The organism is Alteromonas sp. 5NS40-0096 (genome assembly GCF_057544385.1).
In genome coordinates, this window is sequence record NZ_BAAJLQ010000001.1 from 1,004,099 (window position 1) to 1,024,818 (window position 20,720).

The 20,720-nt window shown below is 46.1% G+C and carries 18 protein-coding genes and 1 pseudogene; 9 read left to right on the plus strand and 10 right to left on the minus strand.

The genetic code is table 11. The annotated features are described in order from the left end of the window. Positions 1 to 204: 204 nt before the first annotated feature. The 4 genes from AC27G9_RS04595 to AC27G9_RS04610 form a co-directional block, all read right to left on the minus strand. Complete coding sequence (locus AC27G9_RS04595; protein WP_487071489.1) at positions 205 to 609, minus strand: hypothetical protein; 405 nt, start codon at positions 607 to 609, stop codon at positions 205 to 207. Between the two features lie 369 nt (positions 610 to 978). Next, positions 979 to 1,638, minus strand: a complete 660-nt coding sequence (yfbR, locus tag AC27G9_RS04600; RefSeq protein WP_487071491.1) for a 5'-deoxynucleotidase — start codon at positions 1,636 to 1,638, stop codon at positions 979 to 981. Between the two features lie 73 nt (positions 1,639 to 1,711). Next, positions 1,712 to 2,146 (minus strand): DUF3291 domain-containing protein, encoded by a 435-nt coding sequence (locus tag AC27G9_RS04605; RefSeq protein ID WP_487071493.1) that lies wholly within the window; start codon positions 2,144 to 2,146, stop codon positions 1,712 to 1,714. A gap of 96 nt (positions 2,147 to 2,242) precedes the next feature. After that, positions 2,243 to 2,728 carry a hypothetical protein gene (locus tag AC27G9_RS04610; RefSeq protein ID WP_487071495.1) on the minus strand — a complete coding sequence of 162 codons (486 nt, stop codon included), beginning with the start codon at positions 2,726 to 2,728 and terminating at the stop codon, positions 2,243 to 2,245. Between the two features lie 420 nt (positions 2,729 to 3,148). Here AC27G9_RS04610 and nrtS point away from each other — a divergent pair. Both nrtS and AC27G9_RS04620 read left to right on the plus strand, forming a co-directional pair. Further along, positions 3,149 to 3,280, plus strand: a pseudogene (nrtS, locus tag AC27G9_RS04615) (nitrate/nitrite transporter NrtS); the annotation flags it as partial. Between the two features lie 141 nt (positions 3,281 to 3,421). Further along, entirely contained in the window at positions 3,422 to 4,198 is a 777-nt protein-coding gene (locus tag AC27G9_RS04620) for a methyl-accepting chemotaxis protein (protein ID WP_487072059.1), read from the plus strand. Positions 4,199 to 4,205: 7 nt separating this feature from the next. On the opposite strand, the gene AC27G9_RS04625 is transcribed toward AC27G9_RS04620, so the two are convergent. Then, complete coding sequence (locus tag AC27G9_RS04625; protein WP_487071497.1) at positions 4,206 to 5,375, minus strand: XylR family transcriptional regulator; 1,170 nt, start codon at positions 5,373 to 5,375, stop codon at positions 4,206 to 4,208. A gap of 210 nt (positions 5,376 to 5,585) precedes the next feature. Here AC27G9_RS04625 and xylB point away from each other — a divergent pair, with 210 nt between their 5' ends. From xylB to xylA, 3 genes are all read left to right on the plus strand, one after another. Further along, the gene (gene xylB / locus AC27G9_RS04630) at positions 5,586 to 7,046 is read left to right on the plus strand and encodes a xylulokinase (RefSeq protein ID WP_487071499.1); all 1,461 of its coding nucleotides are present in this window, start codon (positions 5,586 to 5,588) and stop codon (positions 7,044 to 7,046) included. A gap of 8 nt (positions 7,047 to 7,054) precedes the next feature. Next, positions 7,055 to 9,055, plus strand: a complete 2,001-nt coding sequence (gene tkt / locus AC27G9_RS04635; protein WP_487071501.1) for a transketolase — start codon at positions 7,055 to 7,057, stop codon at positions 9,053 to 9,055. 116 nt (positions 9,056 to 9,171) lie between these two features. Beyond that, positions 9,172 to 10,491 carry a xylose isomerase gene (gene xylA, locus AC27G9_RS04640; RefSeq protein ID WP_487071503.1) on the plus strand — a complete coding sequence of 440 codons (1,320 nt, stop codon included), beginning with the start codon at positions 9,172 to 9,174 and terminating at the stop codon, positions 10,489 to 10,491. Positions 10,492 to 10,603: 112 nt separating this feature from the next. Here the strand turns inward: xylA and AC27G9_RS04645 are convergent, their stop codons facing one another. Then, on the minus strand, positions 10,604 to 11,446 hold the full coding sequence (locus tag AC27G9_RS04645) for a peroxiredoxin family protein (protein ID WP_487071505.1): 843 nt from the start codon (positions 11,444 to 11,446) through the stop codon (positions 10,604 to 10,606). Positions 11,447 to 11,554: 108 nt separating this feature from the next. Continuing rightward, positions 11,555 to 12,205, minus strand: coding sequence for a peroxiredoxin-like family protein (locus AC27G9_RS04650; protein ID WP_487071507.1), 651 nt, complete (start codon positions 12,203 to 12,205; stop codon positions 11,555 to 11,557). A 181-nt stretch (positions 12,206 to 12,386) separates the two neighbouring features. Here AC27G9_RS04650 and AC27G9_RS04655 point away from each other — a divergent pair, with 181 nt between their 5' ends. Beyond that, a complete protein-coding gene (locus tag AC27G9_RS04655; RefSeq protein WP_487071509.1) occupies positions 12,387 to 13,280 on the plus strand; it encodes a LysR family transcriptional regulator in 894 nt (297 codons plus the stop codon). An 80-nt stretch (positions 13,281 to 13,360) separates the two neighbouring features. On the opposite strand, the gene AC27G9_RS04660 is transcribed toward AC27G9_RS04655, so the two are convergent. Then, positions 13,361 to 14,965 carry a glycoside hydrolase family 43 protein gene (locus AC27G9_RS04660; RefSeq protein WP_487071511.1) on the minus strand — a complete coding sequence of 535 codons (1,605 nt, stop codon included), beginning with the start codon at positions 14,963 to 14,965 and terminating at the stop codon, positions 13,361 to 13,363. Between the two features lie 172 nt (positions 14,966 to 15,137). Here AC27G9_RS04660 and AC27G9_RS04665 point away from each other — a divergent pair, with 172 nt between their 5' ends. Genes AC27G9_RS04665 through AC27G9_RS04675 form a run of 3 tightly spaced genes read left to right on the plus strand, consistent with a single transcriptional unit; the run spans position 15,138 to position 18,916 of the window. After that, complete coding sequence (locus AC27G9_RS04665) at positions 15,138 to 16,343, plus strand: glycoside hydrolase family 26 protein (RefSeq protein WP_487071513.1); 1,206 nt, start codon at positions 15,138 to 15,140, stop codon at positions 16,341 to 16,343. Positions 16,344 to 16,376: 33 nt separating this feature from the next. Further along, entirely contained in the window at positions 16,377 to 17,963 is a 1,587-nt protein-coding gene (locus tag AC27G9_RS04670; protein WP_487071515.1) for a sugar porter family MFS transporter, read from the plus strand. Beyond that, positions 17,960 to 18,916, plus strand: coding sequence for a Gfo/Idh/MocA family protein (locus tag AC27G9_RS04675; RefSeq protein ID WP_487071517.1), 957 nt, complete (start codon positions 17,960 to 17,962; stop codon positions 18,914 to 18,916). The genes AC27G9_RS04670 and AC27G9_RS04675 overlap by 4 nt, the downstream gene beginning before the upstream one ends. Before the next feature lie 96 nt (positions 18,917 to 19,012). Here AC27G9_RS04675 and AC27G9_RS04680 read toward each other — a convergent pair whose 3' ends face one another. Together AC27G9_RS04680 and tal are read right to left on the minus strand one after the other, a co-directional pair. Next, a complete protein-coding gene (locus AC27G9_RS04680; RefSeq protein ID WP_487071519.1) occupies positions 19,013 to 19,723 on the minus strand; it encodes a phytanoyl-CoA dioxygenase family protein in 711 nt (236 codons plus the stop codon). Between the two features lie 14 nt (positions 19,724 to 19,737). Further along, complete coding sequence (tal, locus tag AC27G9_RS04685) at positions 19,738 to 20,694, minus strand: transaldolase (protein WP_487071521.1); 957 nt, start codon at positions 20,692 to 20,694, stop codon at positions 19,738 to 19,740. Positions 20,695 to 20,720: the final 26 nt, after the last annotated feature.

The window sequence follows — 20,720 nt, forward strand, 5'->3', positions numbered from 1 at the left end:
TGAATTTTTAAGGTTTTATGGCTTAAAGAGGTCAGATGCTGAAACACTCGCTCCTGAACCAGTTTTTCTGGGGTAATTGGAGGTCTGTTTTGCGTACTTTGCCGCCCATAGCTAGTGTTGAAAGGCGCTAATGAACAAGGAGCGGACATTCAACGCGGAGCTAACGCGCTGTGATAAACGTTTTAAGAGCTTTGTTAGATAAATTTATAAACCAAAAAGTAGTTTAATTAGCACATCTCCAAAGCCCCAAATTAATGTTCCCAATATTAGAAGAATTGCCTCATGTTTCAAAGTGTACTTCTCTAATTCACTTTTGAGCTTGTCTTCTTCTGCTTCAGCCTTTTTAACCCAAGAATTAAGCGTATCTTGGTCGATATTTTTGGTATCGTATGCGATTTTGTCTTTTAATGTATCCGTATAGAATTTAAACATGTTGGTTTGGAATTCTCGATTATGATACTCTACTACAGCGAATATAATACCAACAACTACAATCAAAGCTCCGCTTCTTGCTAACCATAAATAATCATTAAAAAAATTAAAGTAAGAAAAAGATATGCCTAATATGATAATTAGAAAAGTTAATAAATAAGTAAACTTGATATTCATAGGGTGGCTATTTCCTTTTTTGCCTAAAATTTAAACGAATCGACCACTAAGAATCGCTTAATAATTATTATCATACTGGACCATCTCTCGCTATCCTTTCCTGAGATTGCGCTGAAATAACTTTTAATATTATTTGCGAACTTACATACATAGTACAGCTTTACGCAGCCAAGTCATACACTTCGGCACTAGCAAAAGTGTTAAGTGAAAATAATGACGAATAGGTGAAATGACCGTCGGGCCGCGTGGCAGCTCGACGTACACAAAAGACAGTCGTATTAAGTTCCGCTTTATCACCTAGAATGGCAAGTTAAGTGATGGTGATGACGAATCCAACAACATAGGTTTTATACATTGTAACGACGCTAGTTAACTCTCGCCCTTCCCTTCGTCAAGGTGCACGGCATTCGCGTTGTTCACCCAGTCTAAATCTTTGGTTTGCTCGTCTAACGTACCTTTGGCATCTTCTAAGAAAATCTGACAAAAATAGTCAACACTTGGGAAGTTAGCGCGATACTTCTCAAGCTGCAGCTCCATTTCATGCATAGCATTTGAGAACTCTGAATTGGATTTACTCAACTCGTAGTCGCATTTTAAATAGGCACATAACACGTCAGCCGCTTTTGCTAACTTGACGTGAATGTCATCTTTATCTTGTTCGATGAGACCGCGATATTGCCCTTGAAGCGCCTCAGGGAGAGTTTGGATCAGCATGGATTCAAAGCGACGCTCTAGCTTTTTGATCGCTTTGGTCGTTTCGGGGTCGTGATACTTGACGGGGCTTGGAATATCGCTCATGCCTGCAATTTCACTGCCTTCATGAAAAATAGCCATCGAAGCAACCCGATCTGGATTGACGTCTTCGTTGAAAATTTCTTTAGCGATCACACCCAGCATGTGAGCGACAACAGAGGCCTCGTATATGTGAGTCGAAAGCATTTCTTCTTGAAATTGCGCCATTAACGGCCAACGTTTCACGTTTCTCGCACGCTGCATTAGTCCAATAAACGCTGAATGTGTATTCGCCATTCTTACCTCTTGTTTAATGTGTTGTCGTCGAGTACGACGCCCTATTTCGAGATTCGATTAAATCACTGACTCATTATGCCTTTTGAGTATACCGAAATGAATGCGCGTAGTCAGAGTCACCATGCTCTCTAAGATAGGTAAGTCGCGCCACGGCCTGTTCTAAGGTTGGGGTTTCATCGCGTTCAATGGGCCACAACACCAAACTCGGCATTGTCATGGGGACAAACCATTCTTTTTTTCGCGCCAAGAAAAACTTGTGTTCTGTATGAAACACAAATTGTTTTAGCGCCTCAACGGACTGCCAGACAGACAAATTTGAGATGATATCGGGGTCATCAAACGCTTGAAATGAGGTTGCATCACCTTCTTCGTCTTTTAAGCGCCAAATGAATCCGTCCATAGATTCAGCCAAGCCATTGATGTGTTCTAGATTATCCACGAACCCGCTCATTCTCTCATCTTCAAGGGAGTATCGTATTTTCGCTACATTAAGCTGTGCAATCGGCATTGTGATGTCCTTTTCAACTGTCGTCTAATTTGGGCGTGGCTATGTTGAGTAACCACACCTTACCACATTGGCCCGAATCAACAGATTTTCAAGGCATTAAAATTGATAGGAAATCGTGATGTTGCCATCAGCCCTTTCTAAATCTGTGTCTGACGTTTTCCCGTAGCCCGCTTCTAAGCGGATTCCCCAGCCATCTTGAAATGCACCGTTAAACCAATATTGATAAGTCACTCCGAATCCATTTGTTGTTTCGTCATCGAATATAGCGATGATAGGACATGCGATAATGCCTCCTACCGAGCCTTCTGATTCACATTCCCTATCAGCATCTCTTGCGCCAAGTGCGCCATACATAATGCCAATGCTATGGTTATCAAACCCTTTTTCATAACCGACTGCAAAACCGTCATCCAAACCTATTTTATAGTTTCCATAAACCCGAGAATTGTCTTGTTCGAATGTTTGAGAAACTTGGGCTTGAATAACAAATGGGTAGCCTGATCCCAATGTAAAATCAGCAGCAGTCGCTGCACTGTGTAACGAGAACGCGGCGACAGCTGTCGCGAAAATACCGTACTTCATCTTTTATCCTTTTGTTTGACAACGCGCAAAACGCAGAAGTCTCCTTCGATTTATGTTTTTGTGGTTATTGCAGCGAGTTTAAGTACAACACTAGCGCGTTCAATAACCTAGATAAACGATGATACTGTATCTACAATAAAATCCATCCATTTGAATTGTATCGTTTTGTAATAAGCATTCCCGTGAGATAACTAAGACGTTTATTCGACCTTTGATAAACGAAACATTCGGAAATATAAAATGGATTGAAGAGGTTATGTGGATAGGATACAAAAGTCGCGCTATGGTAATAGCAAAACGACAACAGTCTCACACGCCTCGACGTAACATCAATAAAATACAGCAATACGGGTACACGCAATGACTTCAAGGACTATCCAATCTAGCTCATGGATTGATTATGCATTCGCACCAGAGCTAATGAAACGAGCCTTCATCGTCGCCTTTGTCGTTGGCACGATTTTAAACCTGATAAACCAATGGGATGCATTGTTTCTGGGCGGCGCGATAGCTTGGCCCAAATTGTTTTTAACCTATTGTGTCCCATATTGTGTTGCGACCTATTCCGGAGCCGCCAGCGCGAGAAAGTGTGATATCGAACAGGCAGACGCTGAAGCAGCAGCCAACGTTCAGCAACAATCCAATGCCTCCGAACATCACTTATCACAAGAGATTCAATCTATCACGGAGCAAATTACGCAAAATGCTCGAAATGTGAATACTGCTTCAAAACAACGGGTGGGGTTTATCGAAGATCTCGCAGCGACCGCTAGACTGACATTGGAGACCAATGCGCAGTTAGTGCATGAAGCAGAACAAAGTAAACAACGACTAGAAGAGATGGTTGGTGCGTTCACATCAGTTTGTAGCCAGATAACAAGCCTGACACAGGAAGTCTCCGACGCCTCACATGCAGGTAATACCTTAACTAGCCAACTCGACGAATTTTTAGCAGAATTTAAAAGCATCTCCACCTTAGCGGTAGAGATTTCTGGCACTTCTGAGCAAACCAATTTGTTGGCATTGAATGCCGCCATTGAGGCGGCCCGTGCAGGTGAAGCCGGCCGTGGTTTCGCTGTTGTCGCCGATGAAGTCAAAGCGCTCGCGCAAAAAACCAAAGAAAACTCAGAGCAAATCAATAACCATTTGAAACGCTTGGAAGAAAAGCAACACAGGGTGAGTGACGCATTGTCCAGCTTGAATAATTCAATGTCCAATGCGATGTCTGCAACGGACTCCAGTGAGAATTCAATGCACAACTCCACCCAATCGGTATCGGAAGCATCAGAAGACGTCATTCTTCACCTAAACCATATCAACCATGAGCTGACCAGTGTGGGCGAAAAACTTAACTTAGTCTCAGGTAATGTTGACCTATTGGCAGAGGACACGAAAAAAGCAGTGAAAGGCTCCGCTACCAATATTGAATTAGGCAGCAATGCGCTGTCATTAATCGGAAAACTTCACTAGGGAGCGGCTATGCTCCCTGACCTTGCCGATATTGTGTTGGCGTTTGCTCAAAGTGCTTTTTAAAGATGGCATACATATATTGCAGCGAAGGATAACCACAAAGGGAGGCAACTTCTTTAGTCGGCATATCCGTATCGGTCAGCAATTTACAAGCGCGATTTAACTTTTCATTGTGAATCGCCAAATGCACTGTGTGCCCACACTCCTCTAAAAAACGCTGCTCTAGGTTAGAGCGTGAAATACCCACATAGTCAGTTACTTGTTCGACTTTAATTCCCCGAGTCGCGTTTTGACGTATAAATTGCATCGCTTGAATCACATGGGGGTCCGTCAAAGCCTTGTAATCGGTAGACTGTCTCGATACCACCCCAGCAGGAGGCACCATAACTCTCGGTAGTGTTTCAGACTCTCGGGTTAAACGATTGTGCAGCAGCTTAGCTGCCTTGTATCCCATCTCGACACACCCTTGAGTGACTGAACTCAACCCGACTCGGCTTAGGAATCGCGCAATATCATCGTCATCAATACCAATCACAGATACTTTGTCAGGTACTGCGATATTAGTTTGTTCACAGGCTTGCAATAGGTGTCTTGCTCGGCTGTCCGTAACAGCGACAATCCCAATTGGTTTGGGCAAACCTTGTACCCAATCGGCCAATCGATTCATCGCGTACTGCCACGTATCCGGTGTGGTTTGCACGCCGCGATATACGTGGCAGGCGTAACCGTCTTTTTCGGTATGTTTTTGTAACGCAATCTCTCGCTCTTGTGCCCACCGATGAGATTCATCAATAGGCAGTCCATAGAAAGCAAATCGTTCCAAACCCTTTGACTTGAGGTGGCTGTAGGCTTCTTGAATGACCGCATCGTTATCCGTCGCCACGTACGGGACAGGTGGATAATCTGCCTCTTCTGAATATGACCCACCGACTCCAATCACCGGTTTATCGATATTTTGCAACGCCGTTCTTATCGTCACATCATCAAAATCAGCAATAATGCCGTCGCCTGACCAGTCATCAATGCGTTCTAGCCGGGTTAAAAAATCCTCTTCGAGATACACATCCCAATTGACTTTGGTCGCTTGAAGATAATTGCCGATCCCTTCGATCACTTGTCGGTCATAAACCTTATTAGCGTTAAACAGCAAAGTAATACTGTGTCTAATATCAAACATATCTTTTACCAGTTACGCAAACCGCGTGTGTCACGTTAGGCAAACAACGAGCGCGGCGTTTTCTTATGATTGTTATCGTATGTTCAGGATACTGCAATCTTTCGGTTTCGCCACAAGAGTAAGAGAAATGTAAATAAAAATAATGATTTTCGTAATTGCGGGAATTCTCCTCACCCATACTCTACATACAACGATTTAGAGAGAACGCATATGGCATATTTAGGTATTGATTTAGGCACATCCGGTGTCAAAGCAATTGTATGTAACACAGCTGGCGACGTGATTGCATCTCACAGTGCTTCGCTGACAGTCTCCACTCCACAACCTTTGTGGTCAGAACAAGCCCCGAAGGACTGGTGGCAAGCCCTTGACACTTGCATGCAAGCCCTTAAAAAACAAGGTGTAAGTCAATCTATCGAAGCCATCGCCATCGCCGGACAAATGCACGGAGCGGTTTTACTTGATGAACACAACAATGTCTTAAGGCCTGCAATACTGTGGAATGACGGGCGGTCGGCACTAGAGTGCGAGGAATTGATGGCTGAGGTACCAGATGCGATGACTATCACGGGTAACCTCATCATGCCTGGTTTTACCGCCCCAAAACTCAAATGGGTAGCGAAAAATGAACCGAACCTTTTCGCCAAGGTTGCCAAAGTCCTGTTGCCCAAAGACTACCTGCGCTTTTTACTGACAGGCACCTATTACAGTGACATGTCAGATGCCGCAGGCACTAGCTGGTTGGACACTGCCGAACGAGATTGGTCTGCTGCCATGCTGTTGGCAACTGGATTATCCGTTGAACAGATGCCATCACTTTGTGAAGGGCCCGACATCACAGGCCACCTGCTGCCATCTATCGCCCAACAATGGGGTATGCAAAGTGTACCTGTGATGGGCGGCGCGGGTGACAATGCTGCGGGAGCCATTGGCAGTGGTATTACTCAACCTGGGCATGCAATGCTGTCACTTGGCACATCCGGTGTCATCTTTGCGGTGACTGACCGCTTTATGTCTAACCCTGAAAGTGCACTTCACAGTTTTTGCCATGCCTTACCCAATACGTGGCACGTGATGTCAGTACACCTCAGTGCGGCGTCGTGTCTGCAATGGTTCGCGGGTATCGCAGCACAAGGAGACGTTTCCGTGTTGGTTGAGGAATTGTCATCGACCCAAATTGACGAGACCAATGCCCCTTTCTTTTTACCCTATTTGAGTGGTGAAAGAACGCCACACAACAACCCTAAACTCGGTGGTGAATTTATCGGGCTAACGGCATCTACTAGCAGAGCGGAAATGACGTACGCGATTCTTGAAGGCGTCGCTTTTGCATTAAACGACGGGTTAAAAGTGATCAACGCCTCCAATGTATTCCCGGCACAAATAGCCATTATTGGCGGTGGTGCAAAAAGTCAATTTTGGCGTCAATTGATTACCGATGTGCTAGGCGTAACCTGTACCTACCATCAAGGCGGCGAGGTTGGCCCTGCACTGGGCGCAGCGCGCATTGCGATGTTAGGGGCCAACCCTACTGCCAAAGTAGACACTGTGTGCCCAATCCCCGACATCGTTGCTACTCACCAAGTGCAGCGCTCGCGCCATGAACAGCTCACGCTTCGCTACCACCAGTTCAACCGCTTTGCTAACGATGCGAATCAAAGAAATCAATAGAGGTTATTGTGACAACATTTTCCCCCCAACAACGAGCTAATGCCATTCGCGTGTTAAGTATGGATGCCGTACAAGCTGCAAATTCTGGTCATCCAGGCATGCCAATGGGTATGGCGGATATTGCTGAGGTACTTTGGCACCAGCATCTTAAGCACAATCCAAACGACCCCAATTGGATCAACCGAGATCGCTTTGTGCTCTCCAATGGTCACGGTTCAATGTTGCTGTATAGCTTGTTGCACTTAACAGGGTATGCCGTCTCATTGGATGATCTAAAACAATTTCGCCAATTGCACTCTAACACGCCGGGCCATCCAGAACTGGGCTATACACCCGGCGTCGAAACCACAACAGGGCCTCTTGGACAAGGTTTGGCCAATGCCGTTGGTTTCGCCCTCGCAGAGAGTATTTTAAGTGCCGAGTTCAATCGTCCGGGCCATGACATCATCGATCATCACACCTATTGCTTTGTTGGCGATGGCTGTCTAATGGAAGGCATTTCTCATGAGGTAGCATCGCTTGCCGGGACATGGGCACTCGACAAACTCATCGTTTTTTACGATGACAACGGCATTTCCATTGACGGAGATGTCCAAGACTGGTTTACCGACGACACTCAACGGCGATTCGAAAGCTATCAATGGCACGTCATTCCCGATGTTGATGGTCATTGTCCTTCACAAATTGACGACGCTATCAAACAAGCCAAAGCCAGTAATAAGCCAACATTGATTTGTTGCAAGACAACAATTGGGCTGGGCTCGCCAAATAAAGCAGGGAGTCATGACTGCCACGGCGCACCACTGGGCACTGAAGAAATCGCCAAGACCAAAGCCTCATTGGCATTCGAAAATACACCATTTGCCCTACCAGATGGCCTCGCTGACGATTGGAATGCGGTGCAAGCAGGTATAGCACAACAGCAGGCTTGGGAAGCCCGTTTTTCTGATTATCAGCACCAATTTCCTGAGCTTGCTTCGCAACTACTGCGCCGTAACAACGGAGAGCTTCCGGCTAACTGGCAAGAAATAAAGGCCGATTTTATTGCTACTGTAGCGAGCGACAACAGCAAAATTGCTAGCCGCAAGGCATCTGAGAATGCAATAAATGCTTTGGTCCCGCACCTACCTGAATTGCTCGGAGGCTCAGCAGACCTTGCCCCTTCAAACTTAACCAAGTGGAAAAGCGCGAGAGCATACAGCAGTAACGAGAAAAACGGGCACTATTTACACTACGGTGTCAGAGAGTTTGGCATGGCAGCGATTGCCAATGGTGCCCTCGCCCATGGTGGCTTTCGTTGTTTCACAGCAACGTTTCTGATGTTCATGGAATACGCGCGTAACGCCGTACGCATGGCGTCTTTGATGAAGCTACCTGCAATCTACGTGTTTACACACGATAGTATTGGTTTGGGCGAAGATGGCCCAACCCATCAACCGATTGAACAAATTGCGAACCTAAGAGCAACGCCCAACCTAGATACGTGGCGGCCATGCGACGCCACAGAGACCGCGGTGGCATGGTGCTGTGCCATTGAACAAGATTCGCGCCCCAGTGCCTTGTGTTTGTCCCGTCAAGGGCTCCCTGCGCTGTCCCGCAATGCCTCACAAATCGGTGACATAGAAAAAGGCGGTTACCTTTTACAAGGTGGGAATACTGTGCCCGATATCATTCTGATCTCAAGTGGTTCAGAGGTATCGCTCGCTGTCGCTATCGCCGATGCCATCACTGCAGAGCGAGGCCTGAGAGTCAATGTCGTCTCGATGCCGTGTCATTCCCGATTTGATCAGCAAAGTGATACTTACAAACAATCGGTGTTACCGAATGCCTGTCGTATGCGATTCGCGATCGAAGCCGGAGCAACTCAGAGCTGGTACAAGTATGTGGGCATAGACGGCGAGGTTTTTGGTATTGACCAGTTTGGAGAATCCGCTCCAGCTAACGAGCTTTACACGCTGTTTGGACTCACTGAACAATCAATTAAAGCGCGCATTCTTCGCCATTTTTAACACAATCAAAAAGGCGTGAATTTGCACAATTTGGAAAGCAAAAAACGTAATTGTGAGCTACCAGATTAACGCCAATAATGAAAAAACAGTCAGTAATAGAACAGGAGAACGTCATCGTGTCTCAATATTTTGAATCAATCGATAATATAAAATTCGAAGGTGAAGCGTCTGAAAACCCACTCGCTTTTCGTCACTATAATGCCAAAGAGGAAATCTTGGGCAAAACCATGGAAGAGCACTTGCGTTTTGCGGCTTGCTACTGGCACAACTTCTGTTGGGACGGGGCGGACGTCTTCGGCCAGGGTACTTTTGGTCGCCCTTGGCTACAACCAGGTGATGCCATGGAACGGGCTGTGCAAAAGGCCGATGTGGCGTTTGAATTTTTTGCGAAGCTGGGTGTCCCCTATTACTGTTTCCACGATGTAGACGTATCACCCGAAGGCAATAGCATTAAAGAATATACGGAGAATTTTGCCCGCCTGACCGATGTGCTCGAGCAAAAACAGGAAGAAACCGGTGTGAAGCTCCTGTGGGGTACCGCCAATTTGTTCAGTAACCCTCGTTATGCGGGCGGTGCGGCTACCAGTCCAAACCCAGAAGTGTTCGCCTATGGTGCAACCCAAGTGTTCAACGCGATGAATGCGACCAAGCGTTTGGGTGGAGAAAACTATGTGCTGTGGGGCGGTCGAGAAGGATACGAAACCTTGCTCAACACCGACTTACGCCAAGAGCGCGAACAGCTCGGTCGTTTCATGCAAATGGTTGTCGAACACAAACATAAAATCGGGTTCAACGGGACCTTATTGATTGAGCCGAAACCACAAGAACCGACGAAACACCAGTATGATTATGATTCCGCTACCGTTTACGGCTTTTTAAAGCAATACGGTTTAGAGAATGAATTTGCAGTAAACATCGAAGTGAATCACGCGACTTTGGCAGGCCACTCGTTCCAACATGAAGTTGCAACTGCTATTTCACTCGGTATTTTCGGTAGTGTCGACGCCAACAGAGGCGACCCTCAAAATGGCTGGGATACGGACCAATTCCCTATCAATGTAGATGAATTATCACTGGTCATGTACGACATCATTAAAGCCGGTGGGTTTAAAACCGGAGGCTTCAACTTTGATACTAAGCTGCGTCGCCAAAGCAATGACCCCGCGGACTTGTTTTACGGCCATATCGGTGGCATGGACCACTTGGCTATGGCACTGAAACGCGCAGCAACGCTTATCGAAAAAGACTTCTTATCTGAAGCTGTGGCTAATCGGTATAAAGGTTGGAGTTCGGAATTTGGACGCGACGTATTGTCAGGTGAATTTTCGCTAGAGAAGCTAGCTGCATATACGAGTGACAATGCGCTAAACCCCGCCCACCAAAGTGGTCAACAGGAGCTACTCGAAAACAAGGTTAACCGAGTAATTTACGGCTAACCAAGCGCGAAAATACGTACAATGCACACACCGCAAAAGGGCCTCTACTGAGGCCCTTTTTTTAACTCGCAGCTTAAAACAACTAGCGATTTCGTTAGACTGTCCCGAAGTATTAGCCAAATACATCCATAAAAGTGTCAGGGTGAGGGCGAACTCGGTAGTTATCGGTTTCATCGCCAAATATGACCTCGCCCGCTTCATTCAGTGCTATTACTGTCGCCATAACCGTATCTTCAGGGTACCCTGCAAGTCCCGCAGGCGAGCCGCCAATATCAGCAATACCCAAAGCCTTAGCGGTGAGCAAATCATCATCCTGAAGAATCGCAAAATGCGGTGGCAGCGCTAACTTTTTCGCTAATTTCTGTGAGTGAGATACGCCTTGGTTAGAGATAAATTTTACCGCTACACCCAATCTCTTCAATTCATCTTGTAACTTCAAGACTTCTTTCAGTTGATTCATACAAAACGGGCACCAATTTGCTCTGAAGAATACGATAAGTGTTTTGGCACCAGTAAAAGACGCCGTAGTAAGTGAGTTACCTTCAAGGTCTTTTAGCGCGGATTCTGGTAGAGTTTGCCCTTTTACCAATTGCTGGCTAGATTGACGCCCATAAGAGGAATATATCCAAACGTACCATTGGACAAATGCGACGCCATATATCGTCAGACCCGCTGCTACGTAGTCACTGGTATGCAAGGGAACATTTGATGTAGCAACACTATAAACGAGCAATATAACCCCAAGAATGCCGCTCAATTGCACTAACGGCAACCGGCTTGACGTCCTGGCTAAACCGAGCACACCTGACAGGATCATGAGTAAAAATGGCAGCGGAAATGTTGCTAAAAACGAGCCAGCCCAGATGAGCTGATAGTTACTGTTCCACAACATGAATGCGGAACTCAGGCCACTTGCCATTGATAGCAAGATAAATGGTAAAATCAGTTTTTTCATAATACTTCACTCCTTCATTCATTAGAGCGTAAATTTAATGATTTGCTTTCACTGCAATCGAGCGCCAGCTCTAGTTTTGATGCTGGCGCGAACGATGTTGAATGGGACCTAGCCTCTCAAGCTATCCAGCACAGGATACAAGTCACTGGGTTCAGGACGCTGAGTGTAATCGGGGTTCACTTCAGCGTAAGCAATCACACCATTGGTATCGATAACATAACGAGCTGGCATAGGTAGATTCCATTCACCATCCCCATGGATGTCAGGTAATACAACGTTAAACATCTTTTTAAACTCAATAACATAATCTTGTACGGCCCAACGAATTCCAAAGCGATGGGCCGTTTCACCTGCAGTATCGGTGAGAATGGGATAACTCAGATTATTGTCACGCTGTGACTTGCGACTGTCCGCCGCACCTTGCATCGAAATTGCTACCAAGCTGGCACCGCGAGCATTAATTTCTGGTAATGCGGCTTCAAGTGCCTGTAACTCGATATTGCAATACGGGCACCATACACCGCGGTAAAACGAGACAACCACTGGGCCTTTTGCCAACATCGCTTGCAAAGAAACAAGGTTTCCATTGGCATCGGTAAGTGAAAAGTCGGGCGCTTTTTGTCCTACTTTAAGAGCATTGTTGGCCTGATTGCTGTCTATTAGCTCTTGTGTTGAGCGAGCAAATGCGTCGAAAGCGGCGGCAGGCGCTTGCTGTTTAAACTGCGCTTTAAACGCATCAAGTTGATCTTGTAATGACATTGGGATAATCCTCATAGCAAATTAATGTTGAACATGTTTGTTCGGTAAATTAGGTTTCGCTGTTCACCTTTGAATGACGGGTTATCAGCTCGACTGCAAACCATGAGGCAAGATTAGTTGTTCACCTTAAAACGATAAACATGCTAAATTGAAACTCATTGTATCTCTGAAGGACACAATAATGTTCCAACAAGCGCTGCTTAATGAAATTCGTGTTTTTTTGGCCGTGGCCGACCGAGGCAGCTTCACTGCCGCGGCCGAGTTTCTCAACTCGACCAAATCCGGAACCGGTAAAGCCATAAAAAGACTAGAGCAGGAAATGGGGCTCACTCTGTTTAATCGCACTACTCGGTCAGTAAGGCTGACGGAAGAAGGCCAGATATTTTATGATGCTGCGCGCAAAGCCATCGACACTATTAATGAGGCCAAACTCATTCTCGATGCGAGAAAAGCGGAACCTGCGGGCAAACTGAAAGTGAACCTGCCAATTGGCATCGGTCGTAACTTGATTCATCATTTGCGAGAATTTACTCAGGCGAACCCGAAAGTTACCCTTGAAGTCTCACTGTCCGACCGCTTTGAAGATGCAATCAAAGGAGAGTGGGATATCCTAGTACGCATTGGCGAACTTGATGACAGCTCTTTTATCGCCAAACCATTAGGCAAAACTAGGCTAATACTCTGCTCCTCTCCCGCTTATCTTGAAGAAAAAGGCAATCCACAGGCGTTGGAAGATCTACCCAACCACGACGCGCTAATGTATCGCATGCATACGGGAAAAATCAGAAATTGGCGTTTTCAATTAGCTGACAACTCAACAAAAACAATGACCCCTTCCCCGCTCGCGGTATTTAATGATGCTCGTTCTTTTATCGATGCGGTCATTGCCGGAATGGGTATTGCTCAAATTTATGACAAAGCTGTCACACTGCCACTCACCAACGGCGAGCTAGTAGAGGTATTACCGGATCTCGCCTCTGACGGCGCACCGATTAACGCGTTGATTCCAAGTGGAAGGGTAATGCCTGCCAAGACTCGAGCCTTTATCGAATTTCTTACCGAGCAGTTACACTAACCCCTTATCAAGCTGTTCGCTTTTGTTGTTCGCATAACAAGGCCCAGGATTTCTGTTGTTTCTGGACCTTGTGAAACACATCAATCCAGTGTTTCTTGATAGTTTACCGAGGAGAACACCGCGGGTAGTTTTTGACCTGTCAGATCTTGACAACAAATACCGACAAAACTGCCAGTAAAATTGGCATCGGCGCCGCCATCACCAACTTCATCACATAATACGCTGTAGTCAAGTGTCAGTCCCAGCTCTTGCCACGGTTGCCCTTCAGTGCGATAGGCAAAACGCACAGCGTCATGTACCACGGATGCTTTTAATGAAATGGTGCCCTTTTCGGGTAGCACAATTGGGGCTGTCATCGGGTACTGACTGTGCCAGTTGTTAAGGCACATCGATAAATCCAATACTCGGCCGTTATCTTCATCAAAGGTAACATGGAGATAGAAGTATTTTTTACTGTTGTAATAACAAGTTAATCCCGCCATTTGTTGAAACGATGTCGGCGCAAAATCGAGTGTCGTTTCATAGGTATAAGTGAAAGCTTGTTGGCGACGCGCCAACAGTGACTGCTCAAACCAACTGCCTAAACTCTCTTGACCATGCAACACGAAACCGTTTTCGTCTCGATATGCAACGTCTTTGGGTAACGGATAGCGCAAACTGTGATAAGTATCCGGCAGTTCGCTCTGAGTTAAATCGACGTACTCGTTCGCCGCTTGTGGTTCGCTGGGTATATCGATATGACCTTGAGGATGATTACCACCGTGAGACAAACATGGCCAATCGTCGTCGGTCCAGGATAAAAACTGCAGAGCAGTTTCTCTACCCAAGACCGAGCGTCCGCGATAGGGCAAAGGTCGGCTACAAAGGTGAACCAGAACGGTTTTTCCATCGGGTGTATCACACCAATCTCCGTGGCCCGCACGTTTCAAAGTCGTATTTGGTGAATTGGCACTGGTGACAACGGGGTGATGGGTAGGCGATGTCTCATATTGCCCAAGCAACGATATTGAACGCGCTATCGTTACTGCGTGATCTTTTCCCGTTCCCCCCTCCGCCAACGTGAGGTAGTAGTATCCGTTCTTTTTGTGTATATGTGGCCCTTCGGTTAATCCAATTTCAGAACCTTTGTAAATCAGCGTATTTTCCCCTATCAGCGCGCCTGTCTCCAAGTCAATCTCTTGACACACCACCCCGCCAAAAAAGCGCGCGGGAGAAAAGTTATTGCGCCCACCTTCTGGGCGATGATTCCAAACCATGTTCAGCCAGTAGCTTTTGCCATCATCATCGTGAAACAATGAGGGATCAAACCCGCTACTATTGACGTATATTGGCGCTTGCCATGGCCCCGTAATATCGTCAGCCGAAGTAAAAAAGTTGGGCGTATCTTTAAAATCCCCTGCGAATCTTCGCGTATTGGTAAAGGCCAAAAAAAAGCGGTTGTCTTTCACTGTCAAACAGGGCGCCCATACACCGCAAGAGTCCGGATTACCACGCATATCTAACATTGCTGTTGTTGCCAAAGGCCGAGCCACGAGCTGCCAATTCACTAAGTCTTTTGAATGATAAATGCACACGCCTGGATACCACTCAAATGTTGATGTAGCGACATAGTAATCTTCGCCAACTCTGACGATAGAGGGATCGGGATGAAAACCTGGCAATATTGGGTTATTTGTTGTTTGCATGTTAATTTTTTACGTGACTATTTCCGTGATTAAAGCGTCTTAAATCTGGGTTGTTCTCACAATTATTTTATTTTCTTTTTGTGGTTGCCATTTTTAGTAAAACGCCTCTCGAGGCTTTTATAGCAAACACTTTCCTGTTACCTATAATATACCGCGACAAGAGAATAATACGATGTTGAAATCATTATCTTTACTTTCTAAGCCCACTATTGGTGTTACGTTATTGTTAACATTATCCGGGTGTTTCCAAACCCCGAGTACCGTTAAAAACACGACTGTAGTGACAACTGCAGTTGACGGGTCTAAAGTCGTTGTACCCGAGGGCAAAACGTTACTTTTTATGGGGCAAGACAGTGATACCATTGCTGCGTACCAGCATGCCATTCCACAAGACGATTTGGAAGGTGTCACGTTATATACTCAAATCAAGTCGGCCGATCCAAATAAAACGTTTTTCGGTTTGCGAGAAACCGGAAACTGGGGCTCTGGTGACGTCAATATACATAACACCTTAAATTCTGCACCGGATGCGGCTCTTGCTATCGGTTTGGCATTTGATAGTTGTAATGATGTACACCATGGCCAACGTATCGCAAACGGTGAATATGACAAATCGATTGACTACCTCGCTGAACAACTCAAAGCCATGGCACCGCGCCCGGTCTTCCTGCGTATCGGTTATGAATTTGATGGCCCTTGGAATTGCTATCAAAAAGACACGTTCAAACAAGCCTACACTCGAATAGCCACCAAGATACGAGCAGCTGGTGCTTGGAACGTGTTAAATGTGTGGCATTCAGCTACCTGGCCGGACCCTACCATTGCCGCTCAACGAGTCAACGACTATGACCACCGACACCCTGCACACCTTTCCTCTTGGTATCCTGGTGATGACATCGTCGACTGGATGGGGCTTTCGGTCTTTTACCGCGATCTTCACCAGTGGGAGCAAGCACCAGTGGATACGCCTGCGCGTGCACAAGATGCCTTTGTTACATTCGCTCGCGACCACAATAAATTTGTCATGATTGCCGAAGCTGCGCCCCAAGCATATCGAATTGGTGCCTTAAAGCGAGCCTTTATCACGCACAACCGACAGCAAAATGTAAGCGCTTTCGAAATCTGGAATAAATGGTATAGTCCTGTATTCCAGTTTATTGAAAACAATAAAGATGTCATCAAAGCTTTGGCTTACATCAATACACATTGGGAAAGCCAGCCATTGTGGCGTTGTGATGAGGATAAGCGCGCGGGTGACCCCGAGTGTCCTCAGGGTTTTTGGGGCGACTCAAGGGTTCAAGCCAACACCGAAATACAACAGCAATGGCTGAATGAAATTCACAATGAACAAAAATGGGTGCAAGGTAAATGGTGGTAGTAATAACAAAAATCGGGATCAAAGGTGCTGTCAATGAAGTTTAACCCAATCATTTTTTACACCGTTATCGTTTCACTCGGCGGTTTTATTTTCGGATTCGACGCGTCTGTCGTTTCAGGCACTATTGGTCAAATCACAACCGAGTTTGCACTATCTCCGTTAGATCAGGGGCTCGTGGTAGCCGCACCCACCCTCGGTGCTATTATTTCCACCTTAACCGCTGGTTATATTAGTGACCGAATTGGACGGCGTACAACCCTGATGATAATAGCGGCCTTATATCTCGTCAGTGCCCTAGCCTCCGCGTTTGCCCCCACATACGATGCGCTAGTCGTGGCTCGTTTTATTGGCGGCTTGGCTTTTTGTTCTCTAATGATTGCGCCCATGTACATCGCGGAGATAAGCCCGGCAAAGAGTCGTGGTAAAATGGTATCGGTAAATCAACTCAATATTGTGGTGGGATTCTCCGCAGCTTACTTTGCCAACTACTATATTCTGAATTTAAGCCAACAATCGCTAGACTGGGTAGCCGACATCCACTTAGATACCCAAACATGGCGATGGATGTTGGGTGTGGAAATCATTCCTGCTCTGCTTTATTTCCTGTGCTTGTTTTTGATACCCAAAAGCCCTCGCTGGCTCGTGGTACAAAACAGAGAGGACGACGCAAAAATGGTGCTTAAGCGCCTTTATCCCGACGCCGAAGCAGCCACTTTGTCAGCGCATATCCAAGAAATTAAAGATACATTAGATGACAAACTTAAGCCGGTGTTAGAGCGAGTGGGCGAAATATTCGGACCTAATGTTCGCAAAGCACTGTTTATCGGTTTGATAGTGGGTATCGCGCAACAGGCAACCGGCGTAAACGTGATTTATTTCTATGCACCGAGTATTTTTGAACAAAGTGGTGTCGGCACAAACGCCGCATTCGCACAAGCCATCTGGATAGGGCTTACAAACGTGGTCTTTACCGTAGTCGCTATGGTGCTAATCGATAGATTAGGAAGAAAACCCTTGCTAATTGCGGGGTTAACAGGGGTCATCGTCAGTATGGCGATTTGCACCTACGGATACAACCAAGCATCCTATCTGCTTACCCAAGACAGTATTGCAGCGTTGGCGTCGTCATTTGATTCCCAGCCTCTAATTGGCCTTGTTGATCAAACTTTCCAAAACGACGTAGATTTTAAAAATGCGGTAATAGCGGCACTCGGCGAGGAGACATTTCAAGCTAACCAAGGCGCAATTATCCAACAAGCAGTATCAATGAATGCGTTTTTAGTACTCTTTGGTATCTTGTTATTTGTCGCCTCTTTTGCCGTCTCTCTTGGCCCTGTGATGTGGGTAATGTTCTCAGAAATTTTCCCCAACCATTTGCGTGGCCTGGCAATTTCAGTGGTCGGTGTAGTTAACAGTATTGTCAGTTTCACCGTACAACTCGTATTCCCTTGGGAATTGGCTAACTTGGGGGCGGCGTTTACCTTCGCCGTGTATGGCATTTTCGCGCTCATCGGGTTGGTATTTGTGATAAAAATGGTACCTGAGACAAAAGGTAAATCGCTTGAAGACATTGAACAAGAACTGGTTTATGGTGATAACCAACTGAAGGAAAAGACATGACGATTAAAACCGTTAAATGGGGTGTGGTGACAGCAGGCCGCATTACTCATACATTCGCCAGGGACATCGCATTTTGCCGCAATACCCACATTCACGGGATTGCCGCCAGAAAGCAACAAGACGCAGATGCCTTTGCTGAAAAGTATGGTATTGAGAATGCTTATGAGGGCTATGATGCGCTCTACAATGATCCGCAAATCGATGCAATTTACATCGCCTCGCCGCATACTTTTCACGCCGAGCAGGCAGCCGCGGCAATTCGCGCGGGAAAACACGTGTTGTGCGAAAAGCCAATCACAACCAGTGTTGCCGATTTAGAATACCTCATCGGTCTAGCTCAAGAACACAAAGTGTTTTTGATGGAAGCGATGTGGACATACTTCCTACCCGCGATTGTGCAAGCGAAGCAATGGGTTGAAAGTGGTGAAATTGGTGAGCTTGTCAATTTGCGTTGTGATTTTGGCTATCCTATCGAATATGATCCCAATTGCCGTGAATATAACGCAGATTGGGCGGGGGGCTGTGTATTTGATATGGGGATTTACCCAATTGCGTTTAATTGGTTGTTTCACAAAGAGCAACCCTCAAGCTTTAGCAGAAAAATTCATCGCGTCCCCAATGGCGTAGAAGATGATGTCGTTTGGCAATGGCAATACGCCGATTCAACAGCGTCGTTACACACATCGTTCCGGTCAAAGCTACCGAATATCGCCTACCTAATTGGTACTAAGGGGACAATCGAGATTCCTGATTTTTGGCGCACAACAGAAGCCAAATTGTACGAGCTGGAGCAACCTAAACTGCATTTTGTCGATCATAGGCTCGGCAGTGGTTTCGAATTCCAAATAGACCATGCGTGTGAGTGCATTCGAAATGGTCAGCTTGAGTCAGATATCGTTACATTCGCCGACTCACTGGCGTTCCAACGAGCGATTGACGAAGTGCGTAACTAAAGCGAAAAATTTGAACTATAAAAAAGCCCTGCAAATTATTGTCTGCAGGGCTTTTTAGTATAGGCGTGCCAATCATGTTTAGTTGCGCATACCGCGCTAATACTCTTCCAACACAGTGGAGGTAGAAAATTGATATCGCATGTTGCGATACACACAAATATCCGTAATGTCATCAGCCACACCTAGCGGCGCGGCTCTAAAGTTAGTCGATACGCGATAGTCTCCCTTTATCGCTCCTATTCGGTGCCAACAATGGCCATGCAATAACACTAAAGTACCGCGCTTAGGCCGCAATACCAATTGATCATCAAAGTCTTCAAACAATGGCCCTGGAGTTAGTGCCCCACCTCGATGTGTGCCCGGTCTTATATAAACTTGCCCACCCAACTCATCATTTACATCCATGGTATACACGAGGCGATTCAAGTTAAACCAATTGTGATTTTCTGGCGGGCAGTCTTGATGCCATGCTTGACCTTTTGTGCCTTTTTTAGAAAACATCACCATGCAGTATTGGCTTCCCCACCCTGCGCCTAAGATAGCTTGCGTTAACGCTTTTAACTGGTGATTGTTTTCTACTTCATCAAACAGCGCCTCCCCTTCACGCTGGGGAAACCAAGGCACGACCTCTACCTGAGATTTGCGAATAAAATCATCGTCATGAGTAAAGCTCGGGGTTTGTCCAAAATGGGTCATGATGGTTGATTGACAAAGAGACATAAGATCATCATCAAAAAAGTCTTCAATAACCAAAAAACCCTGGTTCCAAAATGCTTCGGCTAGTTTTTCAATGTGCATACTTGCCATTACTTTTCTCCCCATCATTTCCCAAGGATACGTTTTTGTATTAGCGCCTCTAACGTTTCTTGGTCTTTGGCAAACTTAACAATACCTTCTGCCAACTTCTCATTGGCCATAGGATCGAGATTCAAGGCCCACCTGAACTCAGCTTCAGTCATCGGTTTTTCTCTAGGCATCACAGATTCAGGAGCCACTAAGTGACGTTCGACGGCAACGGTCGCCTCAGCCATCTCATCCAGTATATCTGGAGAAATCGTTAGTTTGTCACAGCCTGCCAATGCAATGACTTGTTCCATACTGCGGAAACTGGCTCCCATCACTATGGTGTCAAACCCATGTTGCTTCAAATAGGAAAATACCTGCTTCACTGATGCCACGCCAAAATCATCGGCGCCGGCCTCTGGTGCCAACCCTCGATTTTTATACCAATCGTATATCCGACCGACAAAAGGAGAAATAAGAAAAACCCCAGCTTCACCACATGCTCTGGCCTGCGCTAAATTAAATATCAAAGTGAGGTTGCACTGTATACCTTCACGCTCCAACACCTTGGCCGCTTGAATACCCTCCCAGGTCGCAGCAAGTTTAATCAATACTCTCTCTTTTTTGACACCTAACGTGTCGTACCAATCAATGATACGTTTTGCCTCTGCAATCATTTTTTCCTTATCAAAGGATAGCCTCGCATCGATTTCTGTCGACACCCTCCCCGGTACTAACTGCGTCAACTGCACACCAACCAGTACTGATAAATAATATGCGGCCATTGTCGCTTGGTCTTCAATCAATACCTGATCACGGTTTACCTTGTTTATTGCCTCGTCGATCAGTGTTCCATAGTGAGGAAGTTGAGCCACTTTCAATACCAGTGAGGGATTCGTTGTGGCATCGGTTGGAGCCGTCTTTGCAATCGCTTCAAAATCGCCAGTATCAGCGACGACTGTAGTAAAAGATTTAAGTAGGTTTAATGTCGACATCGTATTCTCGCTCTCTAAGAAGAGCC

Coding starts and splice junctions, on each gene's coding strand:
- xylB (WP_487071499.1), top strand. CDS start 5,586: ATGGCATATTTAGGTATTGATTTAGGCACATCCGGTGTCAAAGCAATT.
- AC27G9_RS04680 (WP_487071519.1), bottom strand. CDS start 19,723: ATGGCAAGTATGCACATTGAAAAACTAGCCGAAGCATTTTGGAACCAG.
- AC27G9_RS04655 (WP_487071509.1), top strand. CDS start 12,387: ATGTTCCAACAAGCGCTGCTTAATGAAATTCGTGTTTTTTTGGCCGTG.
- AC27G9_RS04675 (WP_487071517.1), top strand. CDS start 17,960: ATGACGATTAAAACCGTTAAATGGGGTGTGGTGACAGCAGGCCGCATT.
- AC27G9_RS04660 (WP_487071511.1), bottom strand. CDS start 14,965: ATGCAAACAACAAATAACCCAATATTGCCAGGTTTTCATCCCGATCCC.
- AC27G9_RS04610 (WP_487071495.1), bottom strand. CDS start 2,728: ATGAAGTACGGTATTTTCGCGACAGCTGTCGCCGCGTTCTCGTTACAC.
- AC27G9_RS04650 (WP_487071507.1), bottom strand. CDS start 12,205: ATGTCATTACAAGATCAACTTGATGCGTTTAAAGCGCAGTTTAAACAG.
- AC27G9_RS04625 (WP_487071497.1), bottom strand. CDS start 5,375: ATGTTTGATATTAGACACAGTATTACTTTGCTGTTTAACGCTAATAAG.
- AC27G9_RS04605 (WP_487071493.1), bottom strand. CDS start 2,146: ATGCCGATTGCACAGCTTAATGTAGCGAAAATACGATACTCCCTTGAA.
- yfbR (WP_487071491.1), bottom strand. CDS start 1,638: ATGGCGAATACACATTCAGCGTTTATTGGACTAATGCAGCGTGCGAGA.
- AC27G9_RS04670 (WP_487071515.1), top strand. CDS start 16,377: ATGAAGTTTAACCCAATCATTTTTTACACCGTTATCGTTTCACTCGGC.
- AC27G9_RS04645 (WP_487071505.1), bottom strand. CDS start 11,446: ATGAAAAAACTGATTTTACCATTTATCTTGCTATCAATGGCAAGTGGC.
- tal (WP_487071521.1), bottom strand. CDS start 20,694: ATGTCGACATTAAACCTACTTAAATCTTTTACTACAGTCGTCGCTGAT.
- AC27G9_RS04665 (WP_487071513.1), top strand. CDS start 15,138: ATGTTGAAATCATTATCTTTACTTTCTAAGCCCACTATTGGTGTTACG.
- AC27G9_RS04595 (WP_487071489.1), bottom strand. CDS start 609: ATGAATATCAAGTTTACTTATTTATTAACTTTTCTAATTATCATATTA.